The sequence below is a fragment of the Afipia sp. GW822-FHT03D08 genome (assembly GCF_058801645.1).
Genome location: NZ_JBXANK010000001.1, coordinates 1,568,656 through 1,594,205, shown reverse-complemented (window position 1 = coordinate 1,594,205; position 25,550 = coordinate 1,568,656). Strand labels below are relative to the sequence as shown.

The 25,550-nt window shown below is 62.6% G+C and carries 21 protein-coding genes; 6 read left to right on the top strand and 15 right to left on the bottom strand.

Features of this window, described 5'->3' with window-relative positions; genetic code table 11:
* Positions 1-5: 5 nt before the first annotated feature.
* The 5 genes from AC1RM7_RS07905 to AC1RM7_RS07885 form a co-directional block, all read right to left on the bottom strand.
* Entirely contained in the window at positions 6-1,190 is a 1,185-nt protein-coding gene (locus AC1RM7_RS07905) for a CaiB/BaiF CoA transferase family protein (RefSeq protein ID WP_024920815.1), read from the bottom strand.
* A gap of 17 nt (positions 1,191-1,207) precedes the next feature.
* Positions 1,208-1,639, bottom strand: a complete 432-nt coding sequence (locus tag AC1RM7_RS07900) for a GlcG/HbpS family heme-binding protein (RefSeq protein ID WP_006021595.1) — start codon at positions 1,637-1,639, stop codon at positions 1,208-1,210.
* Positions 1,640-1,737: 98 nt separating this feature from the next.
* Complete coding sequence (locus AC1RM7_RS07895) at positions 1,738-2,538, bottom strand: transporter substrate-binding domain-containing protein (RefSeq protein WP_024920814.1); 801 nt, start codon at positions 2,536-2,538, stop codon at positions 1,738-1,740.
* A gap of 38 nt (positions 2,539-2,576) precedes the next feature.
* Positions 2,577-5,576, bottom strand: a complete 3,000-nt coding sequence (locus tag AC1RM7_RS07890; RefSeq protein WP_024920813.1) for an FAD-binding and (Fe-S)-binding domain-containing protein — start codon at positions 5,574-5,576, stop codon at positions 2,577-2,579.
* 216 nt (positions 5,577-5,792) lie between these two features.
* A complete protein-coding gene (locus AC1RM7_RS07885) occupies positions 5,793-6,533 on the bottom strand; it encodes a GntR family transcriptional regulator (RefSeq protein WP_024920812.1) in 741 nt (246 codons plus the stop codon).
* 206 nt (positions 6,534-6,739) lie between these two features.
* On the opposite strand from AC1RM7_RS07885, the gene AC1RM7_RS07880 reads away from it, so the two are divergent.
* From AC1RM7_RS07880 to AC1RM7_RS07865, 4 genes are all read left to right on the top strand, one after another.
* Positions 6,740-7,951 (top strand): pyridoxal-phosphate-dependent aminotransferase family protein, encoded by a 1,212-nt coding sequence (locus tag AC1RM7_RS07880; protein WP_024920811.1) that lies wholly within the window; start codon positions 6,740-6,742, stop codon positions 7,949-7,951.
* 108 nt (positions 7,952-8,059) lie between these two features.
* Positions 8,060-9,040: a tripartite tricarboxylate transporter substrate binding protein gene (locus tag AC1RM7_RS07875; RefSeq protein ID WP_006021590.1), complete on the top strand. Its 981-nt coding sequence runs from the start codon at positions 8,060-8,062 to the stop codon at positions 9,038-9,040.
* 131 nt (positions 9,041-9,171) lie between these two features.
* A complete protein-coding gene (locus AC1RM7_RS07870; RefSeq protein ID WP_006021589.1) occupies positions 9,172-9,711 on the top strand; it encodes a tripartite tricarboxylate transporter TctB family protein in 540 nt (179 codons plus the stop codon).
* A 21-nt stretch (positions 9,712-9,732) separates the two neighbouring features.
* Positions 9,733-11,247, top strand: a complete 1,515-nt coding sequence (locus tag AC1RM7_RS07865; RefSeq protein ID WP_024920810.1) for a tripartite tricarboxylate transporter permease — start codon at positions 9,733-9,735, stop codon at positions 11,245-11,247.
* Positions 11,248-11,375: 128 nt separating this feature from the next.
* On the opposite strand, the gene AC1RM7_RS07860 is transcribed toward AC1RM7_RS07865, so the two are convergent.
* Entirely contained in the window at positions 11,376-11,738 is a 363-nt protein-coding gene (locus AC1RM7_RS07860; protein ID WP_024920809.1) for a hypothetical protein, read from the bottom strand.
* A 158-nt stretch (positions 11,739-11,896) separates the two neighbouring features.
* Between AC1RM7_RS07860 and AC1RM7_RS07855 the strand changes: the two genes are divergently transcribed.
* Entirely contained in the window at positions 11,897-13,300 is a 1,404-nt protein-coding gene (locus AC1RM7_RS07855) for an amidase family protein (protein WP_024920808.1), read from the top strand.
* Here the strand turns inward: AC1RM7_RS07855 and AC1RM7_RS07850 are convergent.
* Positions 13,213-13,494 carry a hypothetical protein gene (locus AC1RM7_RS07850; RefSeq protein ID WP_024920807.1) on the bottom strand — a complete coding sequence of 94 codons (282 nt, stop codon included), beginning with the start codon at positions 13,492-13,494 and terminating at the stop codon, positions 13,213-13,215. The genes AC1RM7_RS07855 and AC1RM7_RS07850 overlap by 88 nt on opposite strands.
* Before the next feature lie 466 nt (positions 13,495-13,960).
* Between AC1RM7_RS07850 and AC1RM7_RS07845 the strand changes: the two genes are divergently transcribed.
* Positions 13,961-15,406, top strand: a complete 1,446-nt coding sequence (locus AC1RM7_RS07845) for a hypothetical protein (protein WP_024920806.1) — start codon at positions 13,961-13,963, stop codon at positions 15,404-15,406.
* A gap of 158 nt (positions 15,407-15,564) precedes the next feature.
* Here AC1RM7_RS07845 and AC1RM7_RS07840 read toward each other — a convergent pair whose 3' ends face one another.
* The 8 genes from AC1RM7_RS07840 to AC1RM7_RS07805 all read right to left on the bottom strand — a co-directional run bounded on the left by AC1RM7_RS07840 (position 15,565) and on the right by AC1RM7_RS07805 (position 25,404).
* Positions 15,565-16,764 carry a CaiB/BaiF CoA transferase family protein gene (locus AC1RM7_RS07840; RefSeq protein ID WP_006021583.1) on the bottom strand — a complete coding sequence of 400 codons (1,200 nt, stop codon included), beginning with the start codon at positions 16,762-16,764 and terminating at the stop codon, positions 15,565-15,567.
* 53 nt (positions 16,765-16,817) lie between these two features.
* Entirely contained in the window at positions 16,818-18,050 is a 1,233-nt protein-coding gene (locus tag AC1RM7_RS07835) for a phenylacetate--CoA ligase family protein (RefSeq protein ID WP_024920805.1), read from the bottom strand.
* A 111-nt stretch (positions 18,051-18,161) separates the two neighbouring features.
* Positions 18,162-19,001, bottom strand: a complete 840-nt coding sequence (locus tag AC1RM7_RS07830; protein ID WP_006021581.1) for an ABC transporter ATP-binding protein — start codon at positions 18,999-19,001, stop codon at positions 18,162-18,164.
* 155 nt (positions 19,002-19,156) lie between these two features.
* Positions 19,157-20,437, bottom strand: coding sequence for an ABC transporter substrate-binding protein (locus AC1RM7_RS07825; protein ID WP_006021580.1), 1,281 nt, complete (start codon positions 20,435-20,437; stop codon positions 19,157-19,159).
* A 57-nt stretch (positions 20,438-20,494) separates the two neighbouring features.
* Complete coding sequence (locus AC1RM7_RS07820) at positions 20,495-21,568, bottom strand: branched-chain amino acid ABC transporter permease (RefSeq protein ID WP_024920804.1); 1,074 nt, start codon at positions 21,566-21,568, stop codon at positions 20,495-20,497.
* A gap of 196 nt (positions 21,569-21,764) precedes the next feature.
* Positions 21,765-22,658, bottom strand: coding sequence for a branched-chain amino acid ABC transporter permease (locus AC1RM7_RS07815; RefSeq protein ID WP_024920803.1), 894 nt, complete (start codon positions 22,656-22,658; stop codon positions 21,765-21,767).
* Positions 22,655-24,586 (bottom strand): long-chain fatty acid--CoA ligase, encoded by a 1,932-nt coding sequence (locus tag AC1RM7_RS07810; protein WP_024920802.1) that lies wholly within the window; start codon positions 24,584-24,586, stop codon positions 22,655-22,657. Before AC1RM7_RS07810 ends, AC1RM7_RS07815 begins: the two co-directional genes overlap by 4 nt.
* Positions 24,583-25,404, bottom strand: a complete 822-nt coding sequence (locus AC1RM7_RS07805) for an ABC transporter ATP-binding protein (RefSeq protein WP_024920801.1) — start codon at positions 25,402-25,404, stop codon at positions 24,583-24,585. The genes AC1RM7_RS07810 and AC1RM7_RS07805 overlap by 4 nt, the downstream gene beginning before the upstream one ends.
* Positions 25,405-25,550 lie beyond the last annotated feature (146 nt).

Genomic DNA, 25,550 nt, shown 5'->3' with positions numbered 1-25,550 from the left:
AAAATTCAGACGACCTTGCTCATTTGGAGCGAGGCGATCTCCTGTTCACTGAAACCGAATTCCGTCAGCACGTCATGTGTCTGCTCGCCAACGAGTGGCGGGCGCGCAGCCATGCGGCTCGGCGTGCGCGACAGCGTGAAGGGCTGGCCGACGAGCTGCTTGCCGCCATCGGGCAAGGCTTGCGCGATGCCGAGATGCTTGACCTGCGTGTCATCGAAGACCTGATCGATGGAGTAGATCGGTCCGCACGGCACGCCGGCATCGTTGAGAACCTTGACCCATTCGCCGGTCGTGCGCTTCGCCATGTAGGTTCCGATCGCGGCGTTCAGCGCATCGCGGTTCTTTGAACGCAGCGCGATGGTCGCGTAGTCGGGATGCGTCAGCAGATCCGGCGCGTCGATGGCCTGCGCGAAGCGCTCCCAGATTCGCCCGCCGGTGGTGGCGATATTGATGAAACTGTCGCTGGTCTTGAACACGCCGGTCGGAATGCTGGTCGGATGATTGTTGCCGGCCTGCTGCGGCACGTCGCCGTCCACCAGCCATCGTGCGGCCTGGAAATCGAGCATGAAGATCTGCGCCTGCAGCAGCGATGTCTGCACCCACTGGCCTTCGCCGGAAACATCGCGCTCCAGCAGCGCGGTCATGATGCCGAGCGCGCAGAAGAGTCCTGCCGTGAGGTCGGCGACAGGAATCCCGGCACGTACCGGGCCTTGTCCCGGCAGTCCGGTGATCGACATCAGCCCGCCCATGCCCTGGGCGATCTGGTCGAAGCCGGGGCGTTTGGCATAAGGGCCGTCCTGCCCGAAGCCGGAGATGCTGGCATAGACGAGGCGCGGATTGATCGCGCGCATGCTTGCGTAATCGATGCCGAGCTTGTCCTTCACGTCGGGACGGAAGTTCTCGACGATGACGTCGGCCTTCGCGGCGAGGCGCTTGAATACCTCAAGACCTTTCGGGTCTTTCAGGTTGAGCGTCATCGCGCGCTTGTTGCGATGCAGGTTCTGGAAGTCCGGGCCGTTGCGCGGCCCGCCCGGCTGCTCGCTGTCGGCGAGGTCGGTCGGCGCCTCGATCTTGATGACGTTCGCGCCCCAGTCCGACAATTGGCGCACGGCGGTCGGCCCGGAACGAATCCGGGTGAGATCCAGAACCGTGAAGCGCGAAAGGGCGGACGAGGCGCGCGGAAACGTCATCGATTTCTCCGAAGAGATTACCCGGCGTTGCCGACCAGGCCTGCGGCGGCGATGCCGGCGAGGGCCGCGGTTTCGTCGTTGTCGGAGGTGTCGCCGCTGATGCCGATGGCGCCGAGCAGGTTGCCGTCCTTGTCATTGATGAGGACGCCGCCAGGCACCGGCACCAGCGCGCCGCGCGCCATGGTGTTGATGGCGTCGACGAAATAGGGCTGCTCGTTGGCGCGCTTGAAGATCGCGCGCGAACCCATGCCCAGCGCCAGCGCGCCGTACGCCTTGCCATGGGCGACTTCGCCGCGCAGCAGGCTGGTATTGTCTTCCGCCACGAACGTCTTGAGCGCGCCGCGCGCATCGAGGATCGCGATGGCCATCGGCTTCAGTTTCAGTTCCCGGCACTTGGCGAGGGCGGCATCGGAAATCTTGCGGGCAACGTCGAGCGTCAAAGTCGTCATGATTGGTCCTTCAAACGAAATAATCTCGGGTCTTTGAGCACGAGGCTGGATAGCGATCAAGCCTCGTGCCGGTGATGTGTCATGCGTGCGGCGACGGGTTAAGGGGCTATGGCGAGTGACTGCAGGCCCGCACTGTCGAACGCCTTGCGGACGGTGCCGTCCCTTTTGGCCTCGTCGACGAATTCTTTCACATAAGCGAGGGCGGCGGGCTTGTTCTTCTGGATGCCGATGGCGACCCCTACGGTCTGAAATGCGCCGTCCAGAATCACGGAGCCTGGAAGCTGCTTCTGCAGCTTTGGCAGAGAGTCGTGGGTCAGGGCGAAGCCCTGCACATCGCCGGCCTTCATCATGGCCATGGCATCGTCCACCGACTTTGCCGGTGTGATGGTGGCTTGCTTCAGAGTTCGGGCCGCCGCCCGCATGGTGGTCGAGCCATCGATGCCGACGAGCTTGATCCCAGGCTTGTCGATCTCGCTCATCGTTTTGATGCCGGAAGCGGCGGTGGTTATGAATGTGCTTTCGATCACGAAGTAGGGCGGGCTGAAATCGAGCTTCTGCCTGCGCGCCTCGTCGGCGGGCATGAATCCGATGTCGATGGTGCCTGCGCTGCCTGCTTCTGTGAGTTCGCCGGTGGTCGCAGTGACATGAAGTTCGACCGGAACGCCGAGCTTTTTGGCCAGAGCATTGCCGATGTCGAACGCGGGGCCGCTGACGTTGGCTCCGTCCCTGGCAACGAAGATCGGCGTGGGCGACGGGGCATAGGCAAGGCCGACGCGCAGCTTGCCGGTGGGGGCGAGTTCCTTCAGCACTTGTTCCTCAGCGGCCATGGTGTGAGTGGAAAAGATTTGGGTCGAAACAGAGGTTGCGGCAATCAATCCGAGAAGCGTGCTCATTTTCATTGGTTTCCCTCCCTTTGTTTTCGCGTGAGTTGTTTAGATCAGCGGTGTCCCCCGCCTTCGGCCGTGACGCCGGTCTTGACGTTGCTGTTCAGGCTCATCGCCAGCACCCGCGCGACATGCAGCGCCCCGCGGCCTGAACCGTCCTTGATCTGGTGGCGGCAGGATGTGCCGTCGGCCACAATCAGTGCGTCATCGGCTGCCTTGCGCACAGCGGGGAGCAGGGAGGCTTCTGCCATCTCGATCGACACATCATAAGTGTCCGCGGCATAGCCGAAGGCACCGGCCATGCCGCAACAGCTCGACTCGATCTTCTCGACCTTCAGGCTGGGCACCAGCCGCAGAATCTTCTCCACCGGCGCGAACGCCCCGAACGATTTCTGGTGGCAATGGCCGTGCACATGCGCGCTCTTGTCGATAGCGCCAAGCGGCAGCCTGAGCTGGCCGGTTTCAGCCTCGCGCACGAGGAATTCCTCGAACAGCAGCGCATGGGCGCTGACCTTTTTCGCAGCTTCGTCAGAGCGCAGCGACAGTAGTTCATCGCGCAGCGTCAGAAGACAGCTCGGCTCGAGGCCGACGATGGGAACCCCGCGCTCGGCGAACGGGATCAGCGTTTCCACCACGCGCTTGAGTTCGGCTTTTGCATTCTCGACCAGTCCAGCAGACAGGAAGGTGCGGCCGCAGCACAACGGCCGTCCGCCATCGATCGCGCGGGGCAGGTGAACGCGATAGCCACCGTCGACAAGAACGCGCAGCGCGGCATCGAGATTCTCGCGCTCATAGGCGCGGTTGAAGGTGTCGGCAAACAGCACCACCTCGGGGCCATTGTCCGGGCCGAATGCAGTTCCGCCCGGCGCGAACACATCGCTGCGGAATTCCGGCAGATCGCGTTTCGCACTGATGCCGGCGATTCTCTCGAACAGGGTGCGGAGAATGCCGCTGCGGTTACGCAGGTTGGCGAGCCACGGGAAACGCGAGGCGAGTCCGGCATAGTGGGGGAGGTAACCGACCAGCCGGTCGCGCAGGGTCAGACCGTGTGTCGCCGCGCGCGCCGCCAGCACCTCGATTTTCATTTTCGCCATGTCGACGCCGGTCGGGCATTCGTGGCGGCAGGCCTTGCAGGACACGCAAAGCTTCATCGTGTCCATCATCGCATCAGACGACAGCGCGTCGGGGCCGAGCTGTCCGGAGATCGCAAGGCGCAGCGTATTCGCACGCCCTCGCGTGACATCCTTCTCGTTACGCGTCGCGCGATAGGACGGGCACATCACGCCGCCCTCCAGCTTGCGGCACGCGCCGTTGTTGTTGCACATCTCGACCGCGCCCTGGAAACCGCCCGCCGCGCCGGGATACGCCGACCAGTCCATCACCGTCTTGATGTTCTCGACCTTGTAGCCGGGTGCATAACGGAACAGCGAACGGTCATCCATCTTCGGCGGATGCACGATCTTGCCGGGATTGAGCGTGTTGTCGGGGTCGAAGCGCTCTTTCACCTCCTCGAAGGCGTGAATGATCCGCTCGCCGAACATCTGCGCGTGGAATTCGGAGCGCACAATGCCGTCGCCGTGTTCACCGGAATGCGAGCCTTTATACTCGCGCACCATCGCAAAGGCTTCCTCGGCGATGGCACGCATCGCCTTGACGTCCTTGTCGAGCTTGAGATTGAGCACGGGGCGGACATGCAGGCAGCCCTCGGAGGCGTGGGCGTACATGGTGCCGCGCGTGCCATGTTTCTCGAAAACCTTGTTGAGCCGCTCGGTGTAATCGGCGAGATGCGGCAGCGGCACCGCGCAGTCCTCCACGAAAGAAACAGGTTTTCCCTCCTGCTTCATCGACATCATGACGTTGAGGCCGGAGGTGCGGAAATCGGTGATCGCCGCCTGCATCGCAGGTTCGATCACTTCGACCACGCCGCCCCACTTGCGTTTCGGCTGGTCCCAGCCGAAGCCGAGATCTCCCATCAGGTCGCCGAGCTGCTTGAGCTTGGCGAGGTTCGCCGCCTGATCCGCTTCTGCGAATTCCACCACCAGCAGTGCTTCCGGCTCTCCCTTCACCACCGCTTCAATGGTTGGCCGGAACATCGCGATATCGCGGCCGAGCGCGACCATGGTGCTGTCCACCAGTTCAACCGCGATCGGTTTCAGCTTCACCAGATGCTGCGTGGCGTCCATTGCTTCATAGAAGCTGCCGAAGTGGCAGACTCCGAACACCTTCGCGCCGATCAGCGGCCACAGCTTGAGTTCGACGCGGGTGGTGAAGGCGAGCGTGCCTTCGGAGCCGACCAGCAGATGCGCCATGTTGTTGACCGGCTGCGGCGTCAGCGCATCGAGGTTGTAGCCGCCGACCCGCCGCTGCACATGCGGGAAGCGTGCCGCGATTTCAGCGGCCTCACGCTCACCGAGCGCCAGCATGTCACGAAACAGGTCGCGGCCGGGCATTTCGGTGTTCTGCCAGGCCATGTCGCGCGGTACTTCGCCGAAATGCAGCAGGGTGCCATCGGCCAGCGCCGCGTCCATCGAGATGGTGTTGTCGCGCATGGTGCCGTAGCGCAGCGAGCGTCCGCCGCAGGAATTGTTGCCGGCCATGCCGCCGATGGTGGCACGCGAGGCGGTGGAGACATCGACCGGAAACCACAGTCCGTGTTTCTTCAGTTGCCGGTTGAGATCGTCGAGCACGATCCCAGGCTCGACCACGCAGGTTCGCTTCTCGACATCGAGCGAGATGATCTTGTTCAGGTACTTCGAGACATCGACCACAATGCCGCTGTTGACGGTCTGGCCGCATTGCGAGGTGCCGCCGCCGCGCGGCGTGACGATGTATCCGTCGTCACGCGCAATCGCCATCGCACGTAACGCGTCGTCCATGGTACGGGGCACAACCACACCGAGCGGCTTGATCTGGTAGAACGACGCGTCGGTGGCGTAGCGGCCGAGATCGAACGGATTGAACAGAATGTCACCGCTGACCTCGCGCCTGAGACGCAGGGCGAGGGCGCTGTCCTGCGCGGTGGCGTTTCCCGTTGCGGCTTTCTGTTGAGCCATGTGTCTCAAGTGCTCTCGATGTTAATTGTCATTGCGAGCGAAGCGAGCTTGCTTTTCTTCACCTCTCCCCGAGGGGAGAGGTCGGCGCGAAGCGCCGGGTGAGGGGGTTCGAATTTCGATTCAGGCATCTAGATCCCCTCACCCCAGCCCTCTCCCCGACGGGGAGAGGGAGTTTGTCTGCCTTCGTCGCTTCGCCCGCAATGACGAGCAGGAACGTCAATTTTCCTCGCCGCGCAGCGCAGAGACATCGGCCCCGCGGCCGCTCGGCTGCTGCTCGCGCATGTATTCGCATACGGCGTCGCACTTACCTCGCATGTGGTCGAACATCAGCTTGCTGAGTTCATCGCCGTTGCGGCGGCGCAGGGCATCGACCATGGCCTCGTGCTCGCGCATGGCGTCGCTGAGCCGGTCGCGCCGCAGAAGATTGGCCGAGTAGCGCAGGCGTCGGACCATGGCGTTCGCGGTGGCGTAGTTCGAACTCAGGAACGGATTCGCCGCGGCATCGACGATGGCCTGATGGATCTTCTGGTTCAGGCGGAAATAGTCGGTCAGCTCCTGGCGCATATAGTGGGTGTACATTTCCAGATGCATGCGCTCGATGGCGGCGATGTCCTCGTCGGAAATCCGCTCGCAGGCCGCGCGGCCGGCGAGGGCATCGAGCCCGGCGATCAGTTCGAACAGATGGCGGATGTCCTGTTCGGAGAACTGGCGGACCCGCGCACCGCGATTGGGCAGCAGTTCGATCAGGCCTTCCGACGCCAGCACCTTGAGCGCTTCGCGCAGCGGCGTGCGCGAGACATCGAACTTCTCGCACAATTCGCGCTCGGGAATGCGGCTGCCCGGCTCCAGATGCCCCTCGACAATAAAGTCGCGGATCTGGCTCAGGAGGTCATCATGCAGTGAGGCCGGCGTGGTCTCGACGATTTCCAGCGACTTGGTTCGCAAAAGATTATTCAAAATCCACAGCCTCCGAGAAGGTGACGTGCTGAATTTTATTCGAAATCGGCCAGCTACGCACGCTTTGCATCGATAAATGGATTAGTACTCGATTTATCTGTTGTCAGGAAGAAAATTTTGAATACAATCCGTTTCAAGAAAATCTTGCGATGCACAATTTATTGCATGCAAAAATGTCAACAAGGTCTTTAGGGAGCGGCGATCCGATGTCCAACGCCTCAGTCCACACCGGGCGGCACTTTCTCCAGATTCCGGGGCCGACCAACGTTCCCGATCGCGTGCTGCGCGCGATGGACATGCCGACCATCGATCATCGCGGTCCTGAATTCGCCCAGCTCGGCCTTGAGGTCATCGAAGGCTCGAAAAAGGTCTTCAAGACCAAAAACCCCGTCATCATCTATCCGTCGTCCGGCACCGGGGCGTGGGAAGCCGCCATCGTCAATACGCTGTCGCCCGGCGACAAGGTGCTGATGGTGGAGACCGGCCACTTCGCGACGCTGTGGCGCGCGATGGCCGACAAGCTGAAGCTCGAAGTCGAATTCGTGCCGGGTGACTGGCGCCACGGCGCGAGCCCTGAGGACATCGAGGCGCGGCTGTCGAAGGATAAGGCCCACAGCTTCAAGGCCGTGATGGTGGTCCACAACGAGACCTCCACCGGCGTCACCAGCCGCATTCACGAGATCCGCAAGGCCATCGACGCTGCGAAACATCCGGCGCTGCTGATGGTCGACACCATTTCGTCGCTCGGCTCGATCGATTACGAGCACGACAAGTGGGGTGTGGACGTCACCGTGTCCTGCTCGCAGAAGGGTCTGATGTTGCCGCCGGGTCTCGGCTTCAACGCCGTGTCCGACAAGGCGCTGGAAGCCTCGAAGAAGAACAGCTCGCTGCGGTCCTATTGGGACTGGCACGAGATCATCGCGGCCAACAAGGGCGGTTCGTGGTCCTACACGCCCGCGACCAACATGCTCTATGGCCTCAAGGAAGCCATCGCGATGCTGATGGAGGAAGGCCTGGACAATGTGTTCGCCCGTCACAAGCGCTATTCGGCGGCGACACGGGCGGCGGTGGAGACCTGGGGTCTGGAAAATCTCTGTCTCGATCCGCGCGAATACTCGCCGATCCTGACCGCGGTGGTGATGCCGGAGGGGCACGACGCCGACCAGTTCCGCAAGGTCACGCTGGACAACTTCGACATGTCGCTCGGCGCGGGCCTCAGCAAGATCAAGGGCAAGGTGTTCCGCATAGGCCATCTCGGACACTTCAACGACCTGATGCTGATGGGCACGCTGGCCGGCGTCGAGATGGCGCTCGATCTTGCGAAGGTGCCGCATCGCGCAGGCGGCGTGATGTCCGCGATGAGCGTTTTGACCGGACGCGATGCGAAGGCCTCGCAGGCGAAGACGGCAGTGGCGTAACGCCGCGTTGGCGGCGCCGGTGATTTGAATTCAAAATCCGCAGGATAGCGGAAACCAAACAAGGTCCGGCGCACGCCGGGCTTCACAAAAGCGATAGGGAGAGACCGCATGAAGAATCTCATCAAGGCGACAAGTGTGCTTGCGCTTCTGGCGGCGACGCCGGCTCTGGCGTGGGAGCCGGCCAAGCCGGTCGAGATCGTGGTCGCGGCAGGCGCTGGCGGCGCATCCGACCAGATGGCGCGTATGATGCAGGCTGCGATCCAGAAGAACAACCTGATGAAGCAGCCGGTCATCGTGTCGCTGAAGGGCGGCGCGTCGGGCGCCGAAGCCCTGATGTATATGAAGGGCAGCGACGGCGATCCCAACAAGGTGCTGATCGCCTATTCGCTGATCTACATGCTGCCGCTGTCGGCGAAGATTCCGTTCAACTGGCGCGAGCTGACGCCGGTCTCGGTGATCGCGATGGACCAGTTCGTGCTGTGGGACAACACCTCGGGCCCGAAGACCGTGAAGGAATTCATTGAAGCTGCGAAGGCCTCAAGCTCCCCGTTCAAGATGGGCGGCACCGGCTCGAAGCGTGAAGACCACGTGCTCACCGTCTTCATGGAAAAGAAGACCGGCGCGAAGTTCTCCTATCTGCCTTACAAGTCGGGCGGCGAGGCTGCGACCCAGCTCGTCGGCAACCACACCGAAGCCAACGTCAACAATCCGTCGGAAAATCTCGAAGTCTGGCGCGCCGGTCAGGTGCGCGCGCTTTGCGTGTTCGACAGCGAGCGCATTTCCTACAAGACCAAGGTCACCGAGACGCAATCGTGGAATGACATTCCGACCTGCAAGGAAGAAGGCCTCGACATGCAGTACCTGATGCTGCGCGCGATGTTCCTTCCCGGCAAGGTGACGCCCGAGCAGGTCGCCTTCTACGACGACCTGTTCAAGAAGGTGACGCAGACTACCGAATACAAGGAATACATGGAGAAGCAGGCGCTGAAGCCCGTCTATCTCAACGGCAAGGACATGCTCAAATTCCTTGAAGAGGACGATGCCCTGAACAAGTCGCTCATGACTGAAGCAGGCTTCGTCGCGAAGTAAAACAAGCGCCTCTCATCCCACGGGATGGGAGGCTGTTTATCGTTTGCTCCAGATTTGTCCTTCACCCGAGCCGCATGTGCGGTTCGGCCTCTCCCCGCACGCGGGGAGGGGTTCAAGACAGCGAATGCATCATGGCCCAAGACATCGAAATCGTCGTTGAAGATCCGAACGCGCCGGACGAGAACTCGCCCGCGATCACCAACAATCGCACGGTCGAGATGGCGGTGATGGCGCTGCTGCTCGGGCTCGCCGTGTTGCTTGGATGGGACAACTGGCGAACCGGTGCGTCGTGGGACGACACGGGTCCGCAGGCCGGTTATTTCCCGTTCTATCTCTCGGTCATCCTCGGCGGCGCGGCGCTCTACGGATTTGTCAGCGTTGCGATCAAGCGCACCGAGGGACTGGAAACTTTCGTCACCCGCGCGCAGTTCCGCCGCGTGCTGCAGGTCTTCGTGCCGACGCTGCTGTTCTGCCTCGCGATGCAGTGGCTCGGCCTGTATGTCGCGAGCTTCCTGCTGATCGCCGGCTTCATGGCGATCATCGGCAAGATCGCGTGGTGGAAGTCGCTGCTCACCGCCTTCATCTTCGTCGCTATCATGTTCGCGACGTTCGATATCGCGTTCGACGTCATCATGCCGAAGGGTCCGCTCGAAGCGGCCTTCGGACGCTAAGCCAGAACCGGGGACAGGATCATGGAAGCACTCGGCCTCTTGTTTCACGGTTTCGCGGTTCTCTTCACCTGGAAGATTCTCGCGCTGATGATGGTCGGGCTGGTGCTCGGCATCTTCGTGGGCGTGCTTCCCGGCCTCGGCGGGCCCAACGGCGTCGCCATCCTGCTGCCGCTCACGTTCTCGATGGACCCGACATCCGCCATCGTGATGCTGTCGTGCATCTATTGGGGCGCTCTGTTCGGCGGCGCGATCACCTCGATCCTGTTCAACATTCCGGGCGAAGCCTGGTCGGTCGCGACCACCTTCGACGGCTATCCGATGGCGCAGCAGGGCAAGGCCGCTGAAGCGCTGACGGCGGCGTTCACGTCATCCTTCATCGGCTCGCTGGTCGCAGTGATGCTGATCACGTTTCTCGCGCCGAGCATTGCGGGTTTTGCACTCAAATTCGGCCCGCCGGAATTCTTCGCGGTCTACCTTCTGACCTTCTGTTCGTTCGTCGGCCTCGGCCGCGAGGCCAAGCACAAGACCGTCATCTCCATGGCGCTCGGGCTGCTGCTCGCCGGCGTCGGTCTCGACACGGTGTCGGGGCAGTTGCGCATGACGTTCGGCTCGAACGATTTGCTGCGCGGCGTGAACTTCCTTGTCGCGGTGATCGGTCTGTTCGGTATCAGCGAAATCCTGCTCACCATGGAAGAGCGGCTGGCGCTGCGCGGCCATGCGGCGCGCATCAGCCTGCGGACAGTCTGGAACGTCTGGAAAGATCTGCCGAAGTACTGGGCGACGCTGGTTCGTTCGTCCGTGATCGGCTGCTGGCTCGGCATCACGCCGGGCGGCGCGATCGCCGCGTCCTTCATGGGCTACAATCTCGCCAAGCGCTTTTCCAAGGACAAGGAATCCTTCGGCAAGGGCCGCATCGAGGGCGTGTTCGCGCCCGAGACCGCCGCGCATGCCTCGGGCACCGCCGCGCTGCTGCCGATGCTCGCGCTCGGCATTCCGGGCTCGGGCACCGCGGCGATCCTGCTCGGCGGCCTGATGGTGTGGGGCCTCAATCCCGGCCCGCTGCTGTTCGTGGAGCACAAGGATTTCGTCTGGGGCCTGATCGCGTCGATGTATCTCGGCAACGTCGTCGGCCTCGTGCTGGTGCTGACCACCGTTCCCATTTTCGCCTCGATCCTGCGGGTGCCGTTCGCGGCGATTGCGCCAATGATCGTGGTGTCCTGCGCGATCGGCGCCTACGCGATCCAGAACGCGATGTTCGACATCTGGCTGATGCTGTTGTTCGGCGTCGTCGGCTATGTGTTCAAGAAGATCGGCATTCCGCTGGCGCCGTTCACGCTGGCGCTGGTGCTCGGCAGCCGCGCGGAAGATGCGTTCCGTCTTGCGATGATCGGCTCGGGCGGCAGCGTGAAGGTGTTCTGGTCGAACGGCCTTGTCGGCACGATCACGACGCTGGCGATCACATTGCTGTTCTGGCCGGTGATCGACCGGATCTTCGCAAGCTTCAGCGGCAAGAAGGAAAGCCCGGCGCGGGCGTAGCCTCGTCATTGCGAGGAGCCATTAGCGCGTCTACGCGCGTCTTTGACGCGCTATGGCGACGAAGCAAGCCATGTCTTCACTCTAGCCAAAGATGGATTGCTTCGCTTCGCTCGCAATGACGTTAGAAATTACCCCTGCACCGCGCCGGTGACCTTGCAAGATCCTTCGGCGGTTTCCTGATCGATGAACGGGAATTTGGTCTTCTTGAACAGCTTGGTGGTCTTCGCCTTGACCGTCAAAGCCAGCCTCTGTTCGGTTTCGATCTTTCGGCCGCCGGTCTTGGACATGTAATCGCATTTCACGCGAATGTCCTTCACGGCGAAGTCATTGTCGTTGGTGATGGTGATATCGGCCGTGCCGGCGTTGTTGGAGCCGGGCTTGCGCCATTTCTCAATCGAAACCTTGACCTTGTCGCCGGGGTCGGCGGCGCTGGCGATGCCGGTTGTGCCCAGAAAAATCCCTGCGATGGCGGTAATAATGATCGTCTTCATGATCGAAATCCTGGTTGCATTCAATACGGCCACGACGCCCGAGCGGCGGCCTGGCCTCAAATCCGGAAAAGAACGAGTGGCCATTGAGCGGGGGCGTTTCGCCGCTACTATAACGGCCACGATATTCAAGCAGCAACGGCGGTTGGACAGGAATTGCAATGAACGACATCTGGCGTCTCTCGGCTACTGAACTTGCGTCGCAGATCAGGTCCAAAAAGCTTTCGGCACGGGAGGCCGCCTCCGCCGCCATCGCGCGCCTGAATGCCGTCAATCCGGCCATCAACGCCGTGATCGATCATCGCCCGGACGAGACGCTGGCGCAGGCCGATGCCGTCGATGCCGCAATTGCGAAAGGGGCGGATGCCGGGCCGCTGGCCGGTGTACCCATCACCGTCAAGGTCAACGTCGATCAGGCCGGATTCGCTACCACGAACGGTTTGACCCTGCAGCGTGACCTTGTGGCGCGGACCAACAACCCGGTGGTCGATAACCTGCGCAAGGCGGGGGCGGTGATTGTCGGGCGCACCAACACGCCGGCCTTTTCGGCCAGGTGGTTCACCACAAATTTGTTGCACGGCGAAACGCGAAACCCGCGCGATCCCTCGATCACGCCCGGCGGCTCCTCCGGCGGCGCGGCGGCGGCGGTAACGGCTGGCATCGGGCACATCGCCCATGGCACCGACATCGCCGGATCGATCCGCTATCCGGCCTATGCCTGCGGGGTCCATGGCCTGCGGCCGACCATCGGGCGTATCCCGGCCTTCAACGCGTCGTCGCCCGAGCGGCCGATCGGCCCGCAGATCACTGCGGTTTCGGGGCCTCTGGCCCGGACCGTCGGCGATGTGCGGCTGGCGTTTCATGCCATGTCGAAACGCGATCCGCGCGATCCCTGGTGGGTGCCGGCGCCGCTGGAAGGCCCAAGCCGCGAGAAGCGTGCGGCGATCTGCCTGCGTCCGGATGGTCTGGAGACTGTGAAAGAGGTCAGCGATGCCGTTGCCGACGCCGGCAAGCGGCTGGCGCGCGCTGGCTGGACCGTCGAGGAGATCACCGAAATTCCGCCGTTTGAAGAAGCTGCGGATATGCAGATGAAGCTGTGGCTGTCGGACGGCTATGACGCGCTGCGGGACATGGCCGAGCGCGAGGGCGATCCCGGCGCGCTGGCCGTTCTGCGTGACCAGGAATCGGTCGCGCGCGCGCTCGATCTCGCGGCGTTCTCAAAACTGCTGACCCGACGCGCGACGCTGGTGCGTGCGTGGGAGATGTTCTTCGAGACCTATGCCGTGATCGTGATGCCGCCCTGCGGCGAACTGCCCTTTGAATGGCAGCTCGATCTCAAGGGCGACGCCTCGCTGCACCGCGTGCTTCGGGCGCAGATGCCGCAGATTGCGCTGCCGTTCATCGGCATGCCGGGCCTGACGGTCTCGACCGGTCTGGTCGGCCGCGTGCCAGTCGGCGTCCAGATCGTGGCGGGACGCTACAGGGAGGATCTTTGCCTGCTGGCGGGCGAGGCGATCGAGGCCGGCGGCGTGCCGGCAAGCCCGGTCGATCCGGTATCGGCCTGAAGGCGGCGCTTGGCGTTGAATACGCTTTCAGTGTCGGCGAGAAGCTGCTGCGTGCGCCGGACGACGTTGCGCCCGGCCTTGAGATCGCGATTGGCAACGTAAAGCAGACGATGCCCTTCGACGACGAGTTCACGGGCATGCTTGATTTGCTCGTCGAACGAGACAGCCTCTGGCGCTGCTTTGGCCGTCGTCATGGTGCGGCTCCCGACTCTGCCTTCGTAGTGTCTGCATCTGCCCGACGATCACCAACGCCGATGTTAGCGAATCGTTCAGGGTGAGTCCCGCGAACCGCCAAACTTTCCACCAAAACGTGATTCGGGCGGCAACGCCTTGGCCGCCTTGGGGGAATTTTGCTTTGAACCCCAAACCTGAGGCGAAGCCGTCCAACAAAAAGCGCGGCGGGGGTGATGGCTTGCCGGCATGGACGCGGTGACCGGCGCGGTCGCAGCCGCCATCACGGTGGCGCGGGTGCGTAAATGGCGGCAGGGCGCAAATCCCGCCGATGCGCCGGTTTGGTGTGGTGGTTCGCAAGTCCGCATCATTCTTCTGCACGCTTTCGCGGACTTTTATTCCCGCAGACTCGCGCTTTTTATCGCGGGCCCTTCGCCAACCTTTGACTTGGCAAAGGCCAAACGGCGTCGCAGAACAAGGGCCATGCGAATGCGCCTGGTTCTTCAGATGCTCTGTCTCTTGTGGCTGCCGCCGGTGGCGGCGAGCGCGGCTGCGCCGATGGAGCGCGGCGTTGCCATCACCGATCCCGGCCTGCTGCAACGGCTTGACGAGTCAGGCTTGAGCCTTGGCAAGCTGCTCGGCGCGGAAGCGGGTGCTGCAACCGCTGATCTGTTCGCATTGCCGTCGATGACGCAGGTTCAGGAAACGACGGATCGCGATTTCAACAGATATGTCCTCGACCATCACGACGATCTCGACACGCTCTTTCTGTTCGACCGCGATGCGCTGAACGCGCCCGGCACGCGGTTCGACATGGTGGGGATCATCAACCGGATGGATCGCGCGTTTGTTTCTCCCGATGCGTGCGGCGAAATCCGCCTGATCTATCGGCCGATCGCCAATCATGACTCCAGGAACAAGGATAATCTGCCGGTACGGCTGCCGATGACGCTTAATCTCGTCATGAAAGCGAAGCCTGCGGGGGCGGATACCACATGCGCTGAACTCGCCCGGCGCTGGCTTGCGCTGGCCGACCGCCCGCCCGCATCCGAACAGTCAGAGATGCTCACTGAAAAAAGCGGTGCGCTGGAATGGGTCACGCGTGATGCCATCGACAGGATCGAAATCAATGTGCAGATCGCACGCGCCTCGGCGGACGCGAATGACTTCGAGGGCCGGGCGGATTACCTGATGAAGGTGTTCCACTTCGATGGATTGAATTTCGTGGAATCTCCCATGGAGAACCAGATCGACGTGGCGCGCATTCGCGCGGATGAAAAGCTGCTGGCCGATTTCAAGGGATGGCTGCTTGATCCGGTTCAAATTGCGAACCTCGATCGCGGGGCCATCGTGCTGCCCGATCGCTTTCTGACATCGGGTTCAATCAACGTGACGCCGGTGCAGGAAAATCCCGAAGACCGGGCACGCGCGCTGTTTACCGAAGATGAAGTCGTGGCGGCTCTCGCCAAGGCATCGGCCAATGCGCCGCTGCAAAACCTGCTGTCGCCTGCGGGTTTTGCGCGTCGTCTCGACGACATGACCTGCAGCGGATGCCACCAGACCCGCGCCGTCGGCGGGTTTCATTTTCCGGGCAGGGAGCGTCCCGAATGGGCGGCGGGCGCGGTGGTGGCGGCAGCATCGCCGCATTTCTTCGGCGATCAGGAGCGTCGCCGCGATGTTCTCGGCGCATTCCGCGATGGCCGCGCCCTCGATTTCTCGCGCGGCTTCTCTGCGCGTCCGCAGGCAAGCCGGTCCAGTGAACTCGCCGGAACGACCTATCTGAATGGCTGGGGCGCTGTGTGTGCCGCGCCGGACGCGAATGCCGCGCCTGACAAGAGCTTTACGTCATGGACCTGTGCCGAGGAGCTGACGTGTCAGGCCGCGACCGGCGCGAAGGATGCGCGGATCGGATTCTGTTTTCCGAAGAGTGAGTAACGCAATCAGAAGATGAAATCCGCTCGTCCCCGCGAAAGCGGGGACCCAGAGTCTTTAAGGTCTGGATTCCCGCTTGCGCGGGAATGAGCGGGAGAAGCTCGCCTGACAGAATGCAATTCTTCTCCTCTCCCACAAGGGGAGAGGAGAAGGAAGAAATTTTACGCCACGATTCCCGCCGCTCGCATCTTGGCGATTTCGGCGGCATTGAAGCCTGCCGCAGCCAGCACCTCGTCGCTGTGCTGGCCGACATTCGGCGCCATGCGCGGCTGCACCTTCTTCGCGCCCTCGATGAAGATCGGCGTGTTGATGGTGCGCAGGTCGCTGTCGGCGAACGGCACGACAGCCTCGGTCACGCGCATCTGCTCGTCGTCCGGAATGTCCTGCGGAATGCCGACCACGCCGAAGATCAGACCGTTGCCATCGAGCGCCTTGCGCCAGTGCGCCAGCGGCTTGGTCGCGAACACCTTGTCGAGGATCGCGATCAGTTCCGGCGCATGCTTGTGGCGTGCGGGTTTGGTTTCGAAGCGCGGATCGGCCAGCAGGTCCTCGCGCTCGATCACCTTGGCGAACACGGGGAACTGCTTTTCTTCATTGAGCAGCGAGAGAATGATCCAGCGGTCGTCGGCGCACTTGTAGTGGCAGGTGACGGCGTTCAGCGCGCGGTCGCGCGGCGGACGCTTCTGGAAGGTCGCGCCGCACAGCGCGGCCTGCGCGTAGATGCCGTTGGACCAGATCCCGTTGACCATGAGATTTGACATCACCTGCGTGCCCTTGCCGGTCTTTTCGCGCTGATAGAGCGCGGTGACGATCCCGGCGAACAGCGACATGGCGCAGGGATGATCGCCCATGCCGGGCATCGAACGGGCAGGCGTGGTCTCGTCGGTTTCGCGCACGAGGTCCATCAGGCCGGAGCGCGCCCACCACGCATTGCTGTCGAAGCCCGGCTTGTCGGCTTCCGCGCCGGTCTCGCCGTAGCCGGTGAAGGACGCGTAGATCAGCCGGTCATTGAGCGGCGCGAGATCCTTGTAGGTGACGCCGAGCTTCTTGCGCACCGGCGGCGGGAAATTGGTGATGAACACGTCGCATTCGGCGGCGAGCTTGCGCAGCACGGCCTGGCCTTCGGGTTTGGACAGATCGAGCGCGAGGCTCTTCTTGTTGCGGCCCTCCAGCATCCACGCATAGTTGTGGGGGCTGATCGGGTATCCCGGCAGGTGGGGCAGGTTGCGGACCGGATCGCCGGCGCCCGGCGGCTCGATCTTGATGACGTCGGCCCCGAAGTCGGACAGCGCAGTGGCGGAGGATGGTGCCGCGATGAAACTCGCGCAGTCGATGACCTTCAGACCCTCGAAAATTCCCATTTCGGCGTGTTCCCTGTGTTTCTTTCAGGGCTGCCGGTGGGGTCGGCGGCCCTTCAATCGTTCTTGCGTTCGTCCGAAATCGCCTTGCCGTCGTTGGGCAATGACCCCGGGCTGACGAAAGTGACATTGCCGGACAGCTTTGTCACGGCACGGAGGGTCGACGCAACTGCATCCCGCAATGCGTCAGCAGGGGTTGCGGTTTCCGCCGAAAGCGTCATCGCGTCGGTCTCCCTGTCGCGGGTCACCACAAGGCGCAGGCGGCCCAATTCGGGATGCCGCTTGCCGATTTCGGCGATCTGCTCGGGGCGCACGAACATGCCCTTGACCTTGGTGGTCTGGTCGGCGCGGCCCATCCAGCCCTTGATGCGCATATTGGTCCGCCCGCAGGGGCTTTCCCCGGCCAATACGGCGCTGAGATCGCCGAGCGCCAGGCGAACCCACGGATGATGCGGATCGAGCGTGGTCACGACGATTTCGCCAACGTCGCCGTCGGTGACCGGCTCGCCGGTGCCGGGCTTGACGATCTCGACGATGATATTCTCGTTCACCACCAGCCCTTCGCGCGCCGGGGTTTCATAGGCGACGATGCCGAGGTCGGCGGTTCCGAAGTTCTGATAGGCGTCGACGCCGCGCGCCTTCATTTCGTCCTGCAGCGATTTCGGGAATGCGGCGCCGGACACCAGCGCGCGCTTGATCGACGACGCATCGCGCCTGGTTTTATCCGCCGCATCGAGCAGGATCTTCAGGAAGTCCGGCGTGCCGGAATAGCCGGCGGGCCGATAGGTCTCGATCAGCTCGAACTGCTGTTCGGTATTGCCGGGGCCGCCGGGAATGACGGCGCAGCCGAGAGCGCGGGCGGAGCTGTCGAAAATGAATCCGCCCGGCGTCAGGTGATAGCTGAAGGTGTTGAGAATGATGTCGCCGGGGCGGAAACCGGCGGCGAACACCGCGCGCGCGCCGCGCCACGGATCGTCCACGGCGGATTCCGGCTCGAAGATCGGGCCGGGCGATGTGAACAGCCGCCCGAACGATCCTGTGGGCGACGACACGAAGCCGCCGAACGGCGGCGCGGCCTTGTGCAGGGCCGGCAGTTCGGATTTGCGCAGCACCGGCAGCGCTGCGAGCGCGGCGCGGCTGGTGATGGCCGCGGGATCGATGCCCTTGAGCCGCTCCGCATAGGCCGGCGCTTTTGCCGCTGCGCGCAGCACATCCGGCAGTCGCTTGAACAGATCGGCCTCGCGCTCGGACGGCGAGCGTGTTTCGAGAGCGTCGTAGTGGTTGGTCATCGGTAGTCCATTTGTTCGTCATTGCGAGGAGCGAAGCGACGAAGCAATCCAGCCTTTGCCTGGCACTGCTGCCTATGGATTGCTTCGCTCCGCTCGCAATGACGGATGTGGTTACAGCCAGCGCTTGCGGCGCTTGAAGCTCTTCAGGTTCTTGAAACTCTTGCGCTGGTCGCCCGCGCCGCCGAGGTAGAATTCCTTGACGTCTTCGTTGTTGCGCAGCTCATCGGCGGTGCCGTCGAGCACCACCTTGCCTTGCTCCATGATATAGCCGTGGCTCGCGACCGAGAGGGCGGCGCGCGCGTTCTGCTCGACAAGGAGAATGGTGACGCCGAGGTCGCGGTTGATCTGCTTGATGATGCCGAACACTTCCTTGACCAGCAGCGGCGATAGGCCCATCGACGGCTCGTCCATCAGGATCATCTTCGGGCGCGCCATCATCGCGCGGCCGATCGCCAGCATCTGCTGTTCGCCGCCGGAGAGATAACCGGCGAGGCCGGTGCGCTCCTTGAGGCGCGGGAAATACTTGTAGACCATGTCGATATCGTCATCGACGTTCTTGTCGCTGCGGGTGAACGCGCCGAGCCGCAGGTTTTCCAGCGAGGTCATGTCGGCGATGATGCGGCGGCCTTCCATCACCTGGAAAATTCCGCGGCGCACGATCTTGTCGGGATCGATGCCATCGACCCGCTCGCCGTCGAACACGATCTCGCCGCGGGTGACTTCACCGTCCTCGGTCTTGAGCAGGCCCGAGATCGCCTTCAGCGTCGTGGATTTGCCGGCGCCGTTGGCGCCGAGCAGCGCGACGATCGCGCCCTTCGGTACGTCGAGGCTCAGCCCGCGCAGCACGAGGATGACGTTGTCGTAAACGACTTCGATGTTGCGCACGGCCAGCAGCGGCGCGGCTGCGGCAGCGACGGCAGGCTTTGCGGTGGTCACGGTTTCGGTTTGCACGTCGGTCGTCCTGGGTTTTCTGAACCTCTCCCCGTTTACGGGGAGAGGTCGAAGCCTGAGCGTAGCGAAGGTTCGGGTGAGGGGCGATGTTCCGAATCGAAGTCTTGCCCCTCACCCCAACCCTCTCCCCGCGAAGCGGGGAGAGGGAGCAGTGCTTACCAGCCGAGCCATTCCGGCTTGCGCGGCAGATCGACGGTCTTCACCTTCTCGAGCTTGATGGTGCCGGCCTTGACGAGATCGGCTACCGAAGCGTCGGTCGCGCCGGAGACCTTCATGCGATAGATGTCGACCTTCAGCGTCGGGCGATGGTCCTTCTCGGTCCAGGTCGAGGGATTGCAGACGCCTTCCATTCCGGCCGGCACCCAATCCTTCTTTTGGTAGAAGCCCTTCTTGACGTTCTCGCCGACCGCGCCGCCGTTCTTGGCAGCCCACTCGACGGCTTCCTTCATGTAGAGCGCGGTGCAGACGCCCGCGACGTAGTGCACGGGACGATAGGCCGTGCCCGCAGCGTCCGACATCTTGGAGATGTCCTGCACCAGCTTCATGCCGGGAGCATTGCCGCCCCAGGCAACAGCGGTGCGCAGCGGGAACACCACGCCGTCGGCGGCAGCGCCCGCGGCCTTCGCGGCGTTCTCGTCCATGCCCCAGACGTTGCCCATGAACTGCACGTCGGTGCCGGCTGCCTTGCAGGCATTGAGCACGGAGATGTTGGAGCCTGCGGTGTTGCCGAGATAGGCGTAGTTCGCACCGGAGCTTTTCAACGTCAGACACTGCGCGCTGTAGTCGCCCGGCGTGAGCGCGAACACGATCGCCGGCAGCACGTCGAAGCCGAGTTCGGCGGCAAGCGCTTCACCCGCAGCCTTCGGCGCGTTCGGATACGGATGGTTCGCGCCCATGTGGACATACTTCGGCTTGCCCGGCTTGCCCTTGGACTTCCAGTCTTCGGCGGCCCAGGTCAGCATGCCGCGCAGCGCGTCGGAATAGCTTGGACCGTAGAAGAAGTTGTAGGGAGCGGCCTTGCCCTTGCCGCCTGCGCCGGTCGGATCGGAGAGCGCCGCCGAGTACGAACCCGAGATATCGGGGATCTTGTCTTCGGACAGGAAGCCGGTGAGAGCTTCGGTATCAGCCGTGCCCCATCCGAGAATGGCCGCAACCTTTTCGCCGCCCGACCACTTTTTGTACTGCGCAATCGCGCGCGGCACCTGATAGCCGTAGTCGACGGTGTCGACATTCACCGGCTTGCCGTTGATGCCGCCGTTCTTGTTCACATAGGCGAATGCATCGGCGACGCCCTGTCCGAATGGCGTGCCGACGTCGGATGTCGCGCCGGAATAATCGGCAAGGTGGCCCAGCGAGATCGGCGCCTGCGCCAGAGCAGATGAGCCGCCAAGCATCACCGCCAGAGCAGCAGTGCTCAGAAAGGTTTTCGTCATCATAAGCGTAATCCTCCGGTTTCCTCTCGAGGTCTTCTTATTGTCTGTCCCGTTCCGACCTCAATGCGAGAACGGGTAGAGTTTCCAGTAAGCCTTTATTTGCCGCCACCGGTGAGCAAGCCCATCCGGCTCGAAGATCAAAAAGACGATGATGATGACGCCGATGGCCATCTCGCGCAAGAAAGCGATGTTGTTCTTCAGTCCCAGCGCATGATCGATCGCGCTGCCGTTGAGCGCCGCGCTGATCCATTCCATCGATTCCGGCAGCAGCACCATGAAGGCGGTGCCGAGCAGCGTGCCCATGATCGAGCCGATGCCGCCGATGATGATCATGGCGAGAAAGATGATCGAGCGGTCGATGCCGAAGCCTTCGTTGGAGACGACTTGATTATAATGCGCGTAAAGTGCGCCGCCGACGCCGGCGAAAAATGCAGCCAATCCGAACGAAAGCGTTCGGTATTTGGTGAGGTTGATGCCCATAATTTCGGCGGAGAGGTAATGATCGCGCACCGCGACCAGCGCCCGCCCGTCACGCGTCCGCATCAGGTTTGTGACGAGCAGATAGCAAACGATCACGTAGGCGAGCACCACATAGAAATACTGACGGTCGCCGCGCAGGGTCTTGCCGAAGATCGAGAACGCATCCGCATGGGCCGGAACGCTGCCGCCGGTGAACCACTCGGCGCGTGAGAAGAAATCGAGCAGGATGAACTGCGCCGCCAGCGTTGCGATTGCCAGATAGAGGCCTTTGAGCCGCGCGGCGGGGAGGCCGAAGATCAGGCCGACCAGCGCCGTGACCACGCCCGATAGCGGAATGGCGAAGAACACCGGAACGTGCAGCTTGCTCGACACATAGGCTGAAGTGAATGCGCCGAAGCCGAAGAACGCGGCGTGGCCGATAGAAATCTGTCCCGTGAAGCCGACCACGATGTTGAGGCCGAGCGCGGCGATGCCGAAGATGCCGATCTGGATCAGCAGGCTAAGCGAATACTCATTCAGCACATATGGCGCAAAGCAGATCAGCACGATGCCGAGGATCATCATGTTCCGGCTGGTCGTGGTCGGAAACACGGTTGTGTCGGCCGCGTACGTGGTGCGGTAGTCGCCTGCGGGGAGAAGGGTCTGGCCTGCCATGATCAGATACGCTCGAACTTGTTTTCACCTCTCCCCACGGGGGAGAGGTCGACGCGCGAAGCGCGGCGGGTGAGGGGGGACGGGGCGCGCGTTGCGGAGGCATGTAACCCCCTCACCCCAACCCTCTCCCCCACGGGGAGAGGGAGTAAATCGAGCCGGTGGCAGACCTTAAATGTTACGTGTGCTATCCTCATGATCAGATCCGCTCGATGTCTTTGGTGCCGAACAGGCCATAAGGCTTGATCATGAGGATGATGATGAGGGCATAGAACGGCGCGATCTCGAACAGATTGCCCCAGTGCAGGTATTCGCTGTCGACGAAGTGCGCGAGGTTCTCGAGCAGCCCGATGATGATGCCGCCGATCACCGCGCCGCCGACGCTGTCGAGGCCGCCGAGGATCGCCGCCGGGAACACCTTGATGCCGTAGGCGGCAAGGCCGGCAGACACGCCGTTGACGACGGCGACGACGACGCCGGCCACCGCGGACACCGTGGCGGAAATCGCCCAGGCCATCGCGAACACGCTTTTCACCGAGATGCCGAGCGACTGCGCGACCTGCTGGTTGAAGGCTGTCGCGCGCATGGCGAGGCCATACTTCGAGACCTTGAAGAACCAGGCCATGCCGCCCATCATCGCCACCGACACCGCAAGGCTGAGGAGGTAGACGGTCTGCACCTGCAGCCCGAAGATGTTGATGAGCTTGGTATGGAAGACCGGCGGGAACGGCTGCAGGTTGACGCCGAACATCCATTTCATCAGCGCGGAAAACACCGTGGACAGCGCGATGGTCACCATGATGACCGAAATGATCGGCTCGCCGATCATCGGGCGCAGGATCACGAGCTGGATCGCGATGCCGAACAGGAACATGAACACCAGCGTGATCGGCATGCCGAGATAGAACGGCACCTGATATTTGGTCAGCAGCCACCAGCACACCCATGCGCCGATCAGCAGCAGTTCGCCTTGCGCGAAGTTCACCACCTGGGTGGCCTTGTAGATCAGCACGAACGACATCGCGACGACGCCATAGAGCGTACCGACCACGAGGCCGTTGATGAGAAGTTGGATCAGAAGCTGGGTGTTCACTCGGCCGCCTCCGCCGTCTTGTTTCGCGTTCCGAGGTCGATCACCGGCAGGGTGCAGCGGATGCGCTGCGTGGTGCCGTCCTGGAAGCGGATCACGGTGTCGATGTCGATGTCGGGTCTGTCGCCGTAGATGGCGTTGATGATGTCGCCATACTTCTCGTTGATGACGGTACGGCGCACTTTCCTGGTGCGTGTCAGTTCGCCGTCGTCGGCATCGAGTTCCTTGTAGAGCAGCAGGAACTTGGAGATGCGCTGCGCCGGCGGGAGCGTGGCATTGACCGCTTCGACTTCCTTGCGCAGCAGCTCATAGGTCTCGGGCCGCGAGGAGAGGTCGGTGTAGGTGGTGAAGGACAACCGGTTCTTTTCCGCCCACTTCGAGACGATGGAGAAGCGGATGCAGAGCATCGCCGCGAGATAGTCACGCCCGTCGCCCAGCACCACGGCTTCGGCGACATAGGGCGAGAACTTCAGCTTGTTCTCGATGTATTGGGGCGAGAAACGGTCGCCGCGCGAGGTCTGCGCCAGATCCTTGATGCGGTCGATGACCACAAGCTGCTTCGCCTTGTTGAAGTAGCCGGCGTCGCCGGAATGCATCCAGCCGTCGCGCATATCGACGGCGGTCGCGGCTTCGTTCTTGTAGTAGCCGGAGAACATGTTCGGATGGCGCACCACGATCTCGCCGACGCCGTTGATGTCGGGATCGCGAATTTCGATCTCGATGCTGTCGGCCATCGACACGCCGGTGGTGTCGGGATCGACCTCGTCGGGCTTGTGCAGCGTGAACGCGCCCAGCGTTTCGGTCTGGCCGTAGAGCGTGCGCAGCGGCACGCCCATCGCGCGGAAGAACTTGAAGGTGTCCGGGCCGAGCGCCGCGCCGCCGGTCGCCGCCGAGCGCAGCCGCGAAAAGCCGAGACGGTCGCGCAGCGCGCGGAACAGCAGGGTGTCCGCCAGAGCGGAATGCTTGCCGTCGGCCAGCGCGGCAAGGCCCGCTTTCATGCCGACATCGTAAAGCCGCTGCTTGAGCGGCGACGCGTCCATCACGCGGGCGCGGACATCGGCGGCAATGGCTTCCCAGATGCGCGGCGCGAACAGCACGAAGGTCGGCGCGATCTCGCGGAAGTCGTTCATCATCGTGTCCGGCTCTTCGACGAAGTTGACCTTCATCCGCGAGAGCAGACCTTTGCCGAGCGCGTAGACCTGCTCCATGATCCAGGGCAGGGGCAGCACCGAGACGTATTCGTCGTCCGGGCCTTTGGGGTCGAAGGCGAGATAATTCGTGCAGTGGCTGAGCACGCGGCCCGCCGCAAGCATGGCGAGCTTGGGGTTCGACGTGGTGCCCGATGTCGTGCAGAGAATGGCGACGTCATCGCCTTTGGTTGCGTCCACCAGTTGATCGTAAAGCTGCGGCTCGCGCGCGGCGCGGTCGCGGCCCATCTTCGCCAGCTTGTCGGCGTCGAGCAGGCGTGGATCGCTGTATTTGCGCATGCCGCGCGGATCGGAATAGACGATGTGCTTGAGGTGCGGCGCGCGGTCGCCAAGTTCGAGCAGCTTGTCGACCTGCTCTTCGTCCTCGGCGAATACGATTTTGGTTTCGCCGTAGGTCAGCAGATACAGCACTTCCTCGGGCAGCGACTCGCGGTACATGCCGAGCGACATGCCGCCGACGGCGTGGGCGGCGATTTCGGCTGCGACCCAGTCCGGCCGGTTGTCGCCGATAATGCCGATCACGTCGCCGCGTTTGATGCCGAGCTCGACCATGCCCAGCGTGAAATCACGCACGCGGGTCTGATAGTCGTTCCAGGTGAAGACGCGCCAGAGACCGAAATCCTTTTCGCGCAGCGCGATCTCGTTGCCGTGCTCCGTCGCATTGAGCCGCAGTATCTTGGGGTAGGTGTCGGCCTGTGCGACGCGGCCTGCATAATCCATCATGCCGTGGCCTCCGCGACAGGATTGGTGTCGTCGAGGACGTCGAGCACTTCGTCTTCCTCGCCGAGATAGGCCTTGCGCACATGCGGATCGTCCAGCACCTCGGCAGGCAGGCCTTCGGCGATCTTGCGCCCGAAATCCAGCACGGTGACGCGATGGGAAATATCCATCACCACGCCCATGTCATGCTCGATCATCATCACCGTCATCCCGTACTCTTCATTGAGATCGACGATGTAGCGGGCCATGTCCTCCTTCTCCTCGAAGTTCATGCCGGCCATCGGCTCGTCGAGAAGAATGAGTTTGGGCTCCAGTGCCATGGCGCGCGCGAGTTCGACGCGCTTGCGCAGGCCATAGGAGAGGGTGCCCGCAGTCGCCTTGCGTACCGACTGGAGATCAAGGAAGTCGATGATCTCTTCCACCTTGCGGCGGTGTTCGAGTTCCTCGCGCCGTGCGCCGGTCAGCCAGTAGAGCGAGCCAGTGATGAAATTGTTTTTCAGGAGGTGATGCCGCCCGACCATGATGTTGTCGAGCACGGTCATGTGGTGGAACAGCGCGAGATTCTGGAACGTGCGTCCGATGCCGAGCGCGGCGCGCGCATTCGGCTTCAGCCCCGTAATGTCGCGGCCCTGATAGAAAAGCTGTCCTTCCGTCGGGGTGTAGCGGCCGGAGACGCAGTTGACGATCGAGGTCTTGCCGGCGCCGTTGGGGCCGATGATCGAAAACAGTTCGCCTTCGTTGACGCCGAAGCTCACATCGGTCAGGGCGCGCACGCCGCCGAACCGCAGTGAGACCCCCCGCACCTCCAATGCGTAAGCCACTCAATTCCTCCCAGATACGGCGCTTGGCGCGCTCTTTATCTATGGTTCGACACCATGGGCCCGATCCTATACCGGGGGGCCTAGGCAAGCCATTCTACTCTAGTGGTCCGGTTCTAACATTCGCATCCCGTTTCGGCAGGCATTTC

Excerpts from the sequence above, each read along its gene's own strand:
- AC1RM7_RS07890 (WP_024920813.1), bottom strand. The coding sequence starts at position 5,576 with ATGGCTCAACAGAAAGCCGCAACGGGAAACGCCACCGCGCAGGACAGC.
- AC1RM7_RS07835 (WP_024920805.1), bottom strand. The coding sequence starts at position 18,050 with ATGACCAACCACTACGACGCTCTCGAAACACGCTCGCCGTCCGAGCGC.
- AC1RM7_RS07840 (WP_006021583.1), bottom strand. The coding sequence starts at position 16,764 with ATGGGAATTTTCGAGGGTCTGAAGGTCATCGACTGCGCGAGTTTCATC.
- AC1RM7_RS07850 (WP_024920807.1), bottom strand. The coding sequence starts at position 13,494 with ATGACGACGGCCAAAGCAGCGCCAGAGGCTGTCTCGTTCGACGAGCAA.
- AC1RM7_RS07860 (WP_024920809.1), bottom strand. The coding sequence starts at position 11,738 with ATGAAGACGATCATTATTACCGCCATCGCAGGGATTTTTCTGGGCACA.
- AC1RM7_RS07900 (WP_006021595.1), bottom strand. The coding sequence starts at position 1,639 with ATGACGACTTTGACGCTCGACGTTGCCCGCAAGATTTCCGATGCCGCC.
- AC1RM7_RS07865 (WP_024920810.1), top strand. The coding sequence starts at position 9,733 with ATGGAAGCACTCGGCCTCTTGTTTCACGGTTTCGCGGTTCTCTTCACC.
- AC1RM7_RS07875 (WP_006021590.1), top strand. The coding sequence starts at position 8,060 with ATGAAGAATCTCATCAAGGCGACAAGTGTGCTTGCGCTTCTGGCGGCG.
- AC1RM7_RS07895 (WP_024920814.1), bottom strand. The coding sequence starts at position 2,538 with ATGAAAATGAGCACGCTTCTCGGATTGATTGCCGCAACCTCTGTTTCG.
- AC1RM7_RS07870 (WP_006021589.1), top strand. The coding sequence starts at position 9,172 with ATGGCCCAAGACATCGAAATCGTCGTTGAAGATCCGAACGCGCCGGAC.
- AC1RM7_RS07905 (WP_024920815.1), bottom strand. The coding sequence starts at position 1,190 with ATGACGTTTCCGCGCGCCTCGTCCGCCCTTTCGCGCTTCACGGTTCTG.
- AC1RM7_RS07880 (WP_024920811.1), top strand. The coding sequence starts at position 6,740 with ATGTCCAACGCCTCAGTCCACACCGGGCGGCACTTTCTCCAGATTCCG.
- AC1RM7_RS07810 (WP_024920802.1), bottom strand. The coding sequence starts at position 24,586 with ATGATGGATTATGCAGGCCGCGTCGCACAGGCCGACACCTACCCCAAG.
- AC1RM7_RS07820 (WP_024920804.1), bottom strand. The coding sequence starts at position 21,568 with ATGGCAGGCCAGACCCTTCTCCCCGCAGGCGACTACCGCACCACGTAC.
- AC1RM7_RS07825 (WP_006021580.1), bottom strand. The coding sequence starts at position 20,437 with ATGATGACGAAAACCTTTCTGAGCACTGCTGCTCTGGCGGTGATGCTT.
- AC1RM7_RS07845 (WP_024920806.1), top strand. The coding sequence starts at position 13,961 with ATGCGCCTGGTTCTTCAGATGCTCTGTCTCTTGTGGCTGCCGCCGGTG.
- AC1RM7_RS07855 (WP_024920808.1), top strand. The coding sequence starts at position 11,897 with ATGAACGACATCTGGCGTCTCTCGGCTACTGAACTTGCGTCGCAGATC.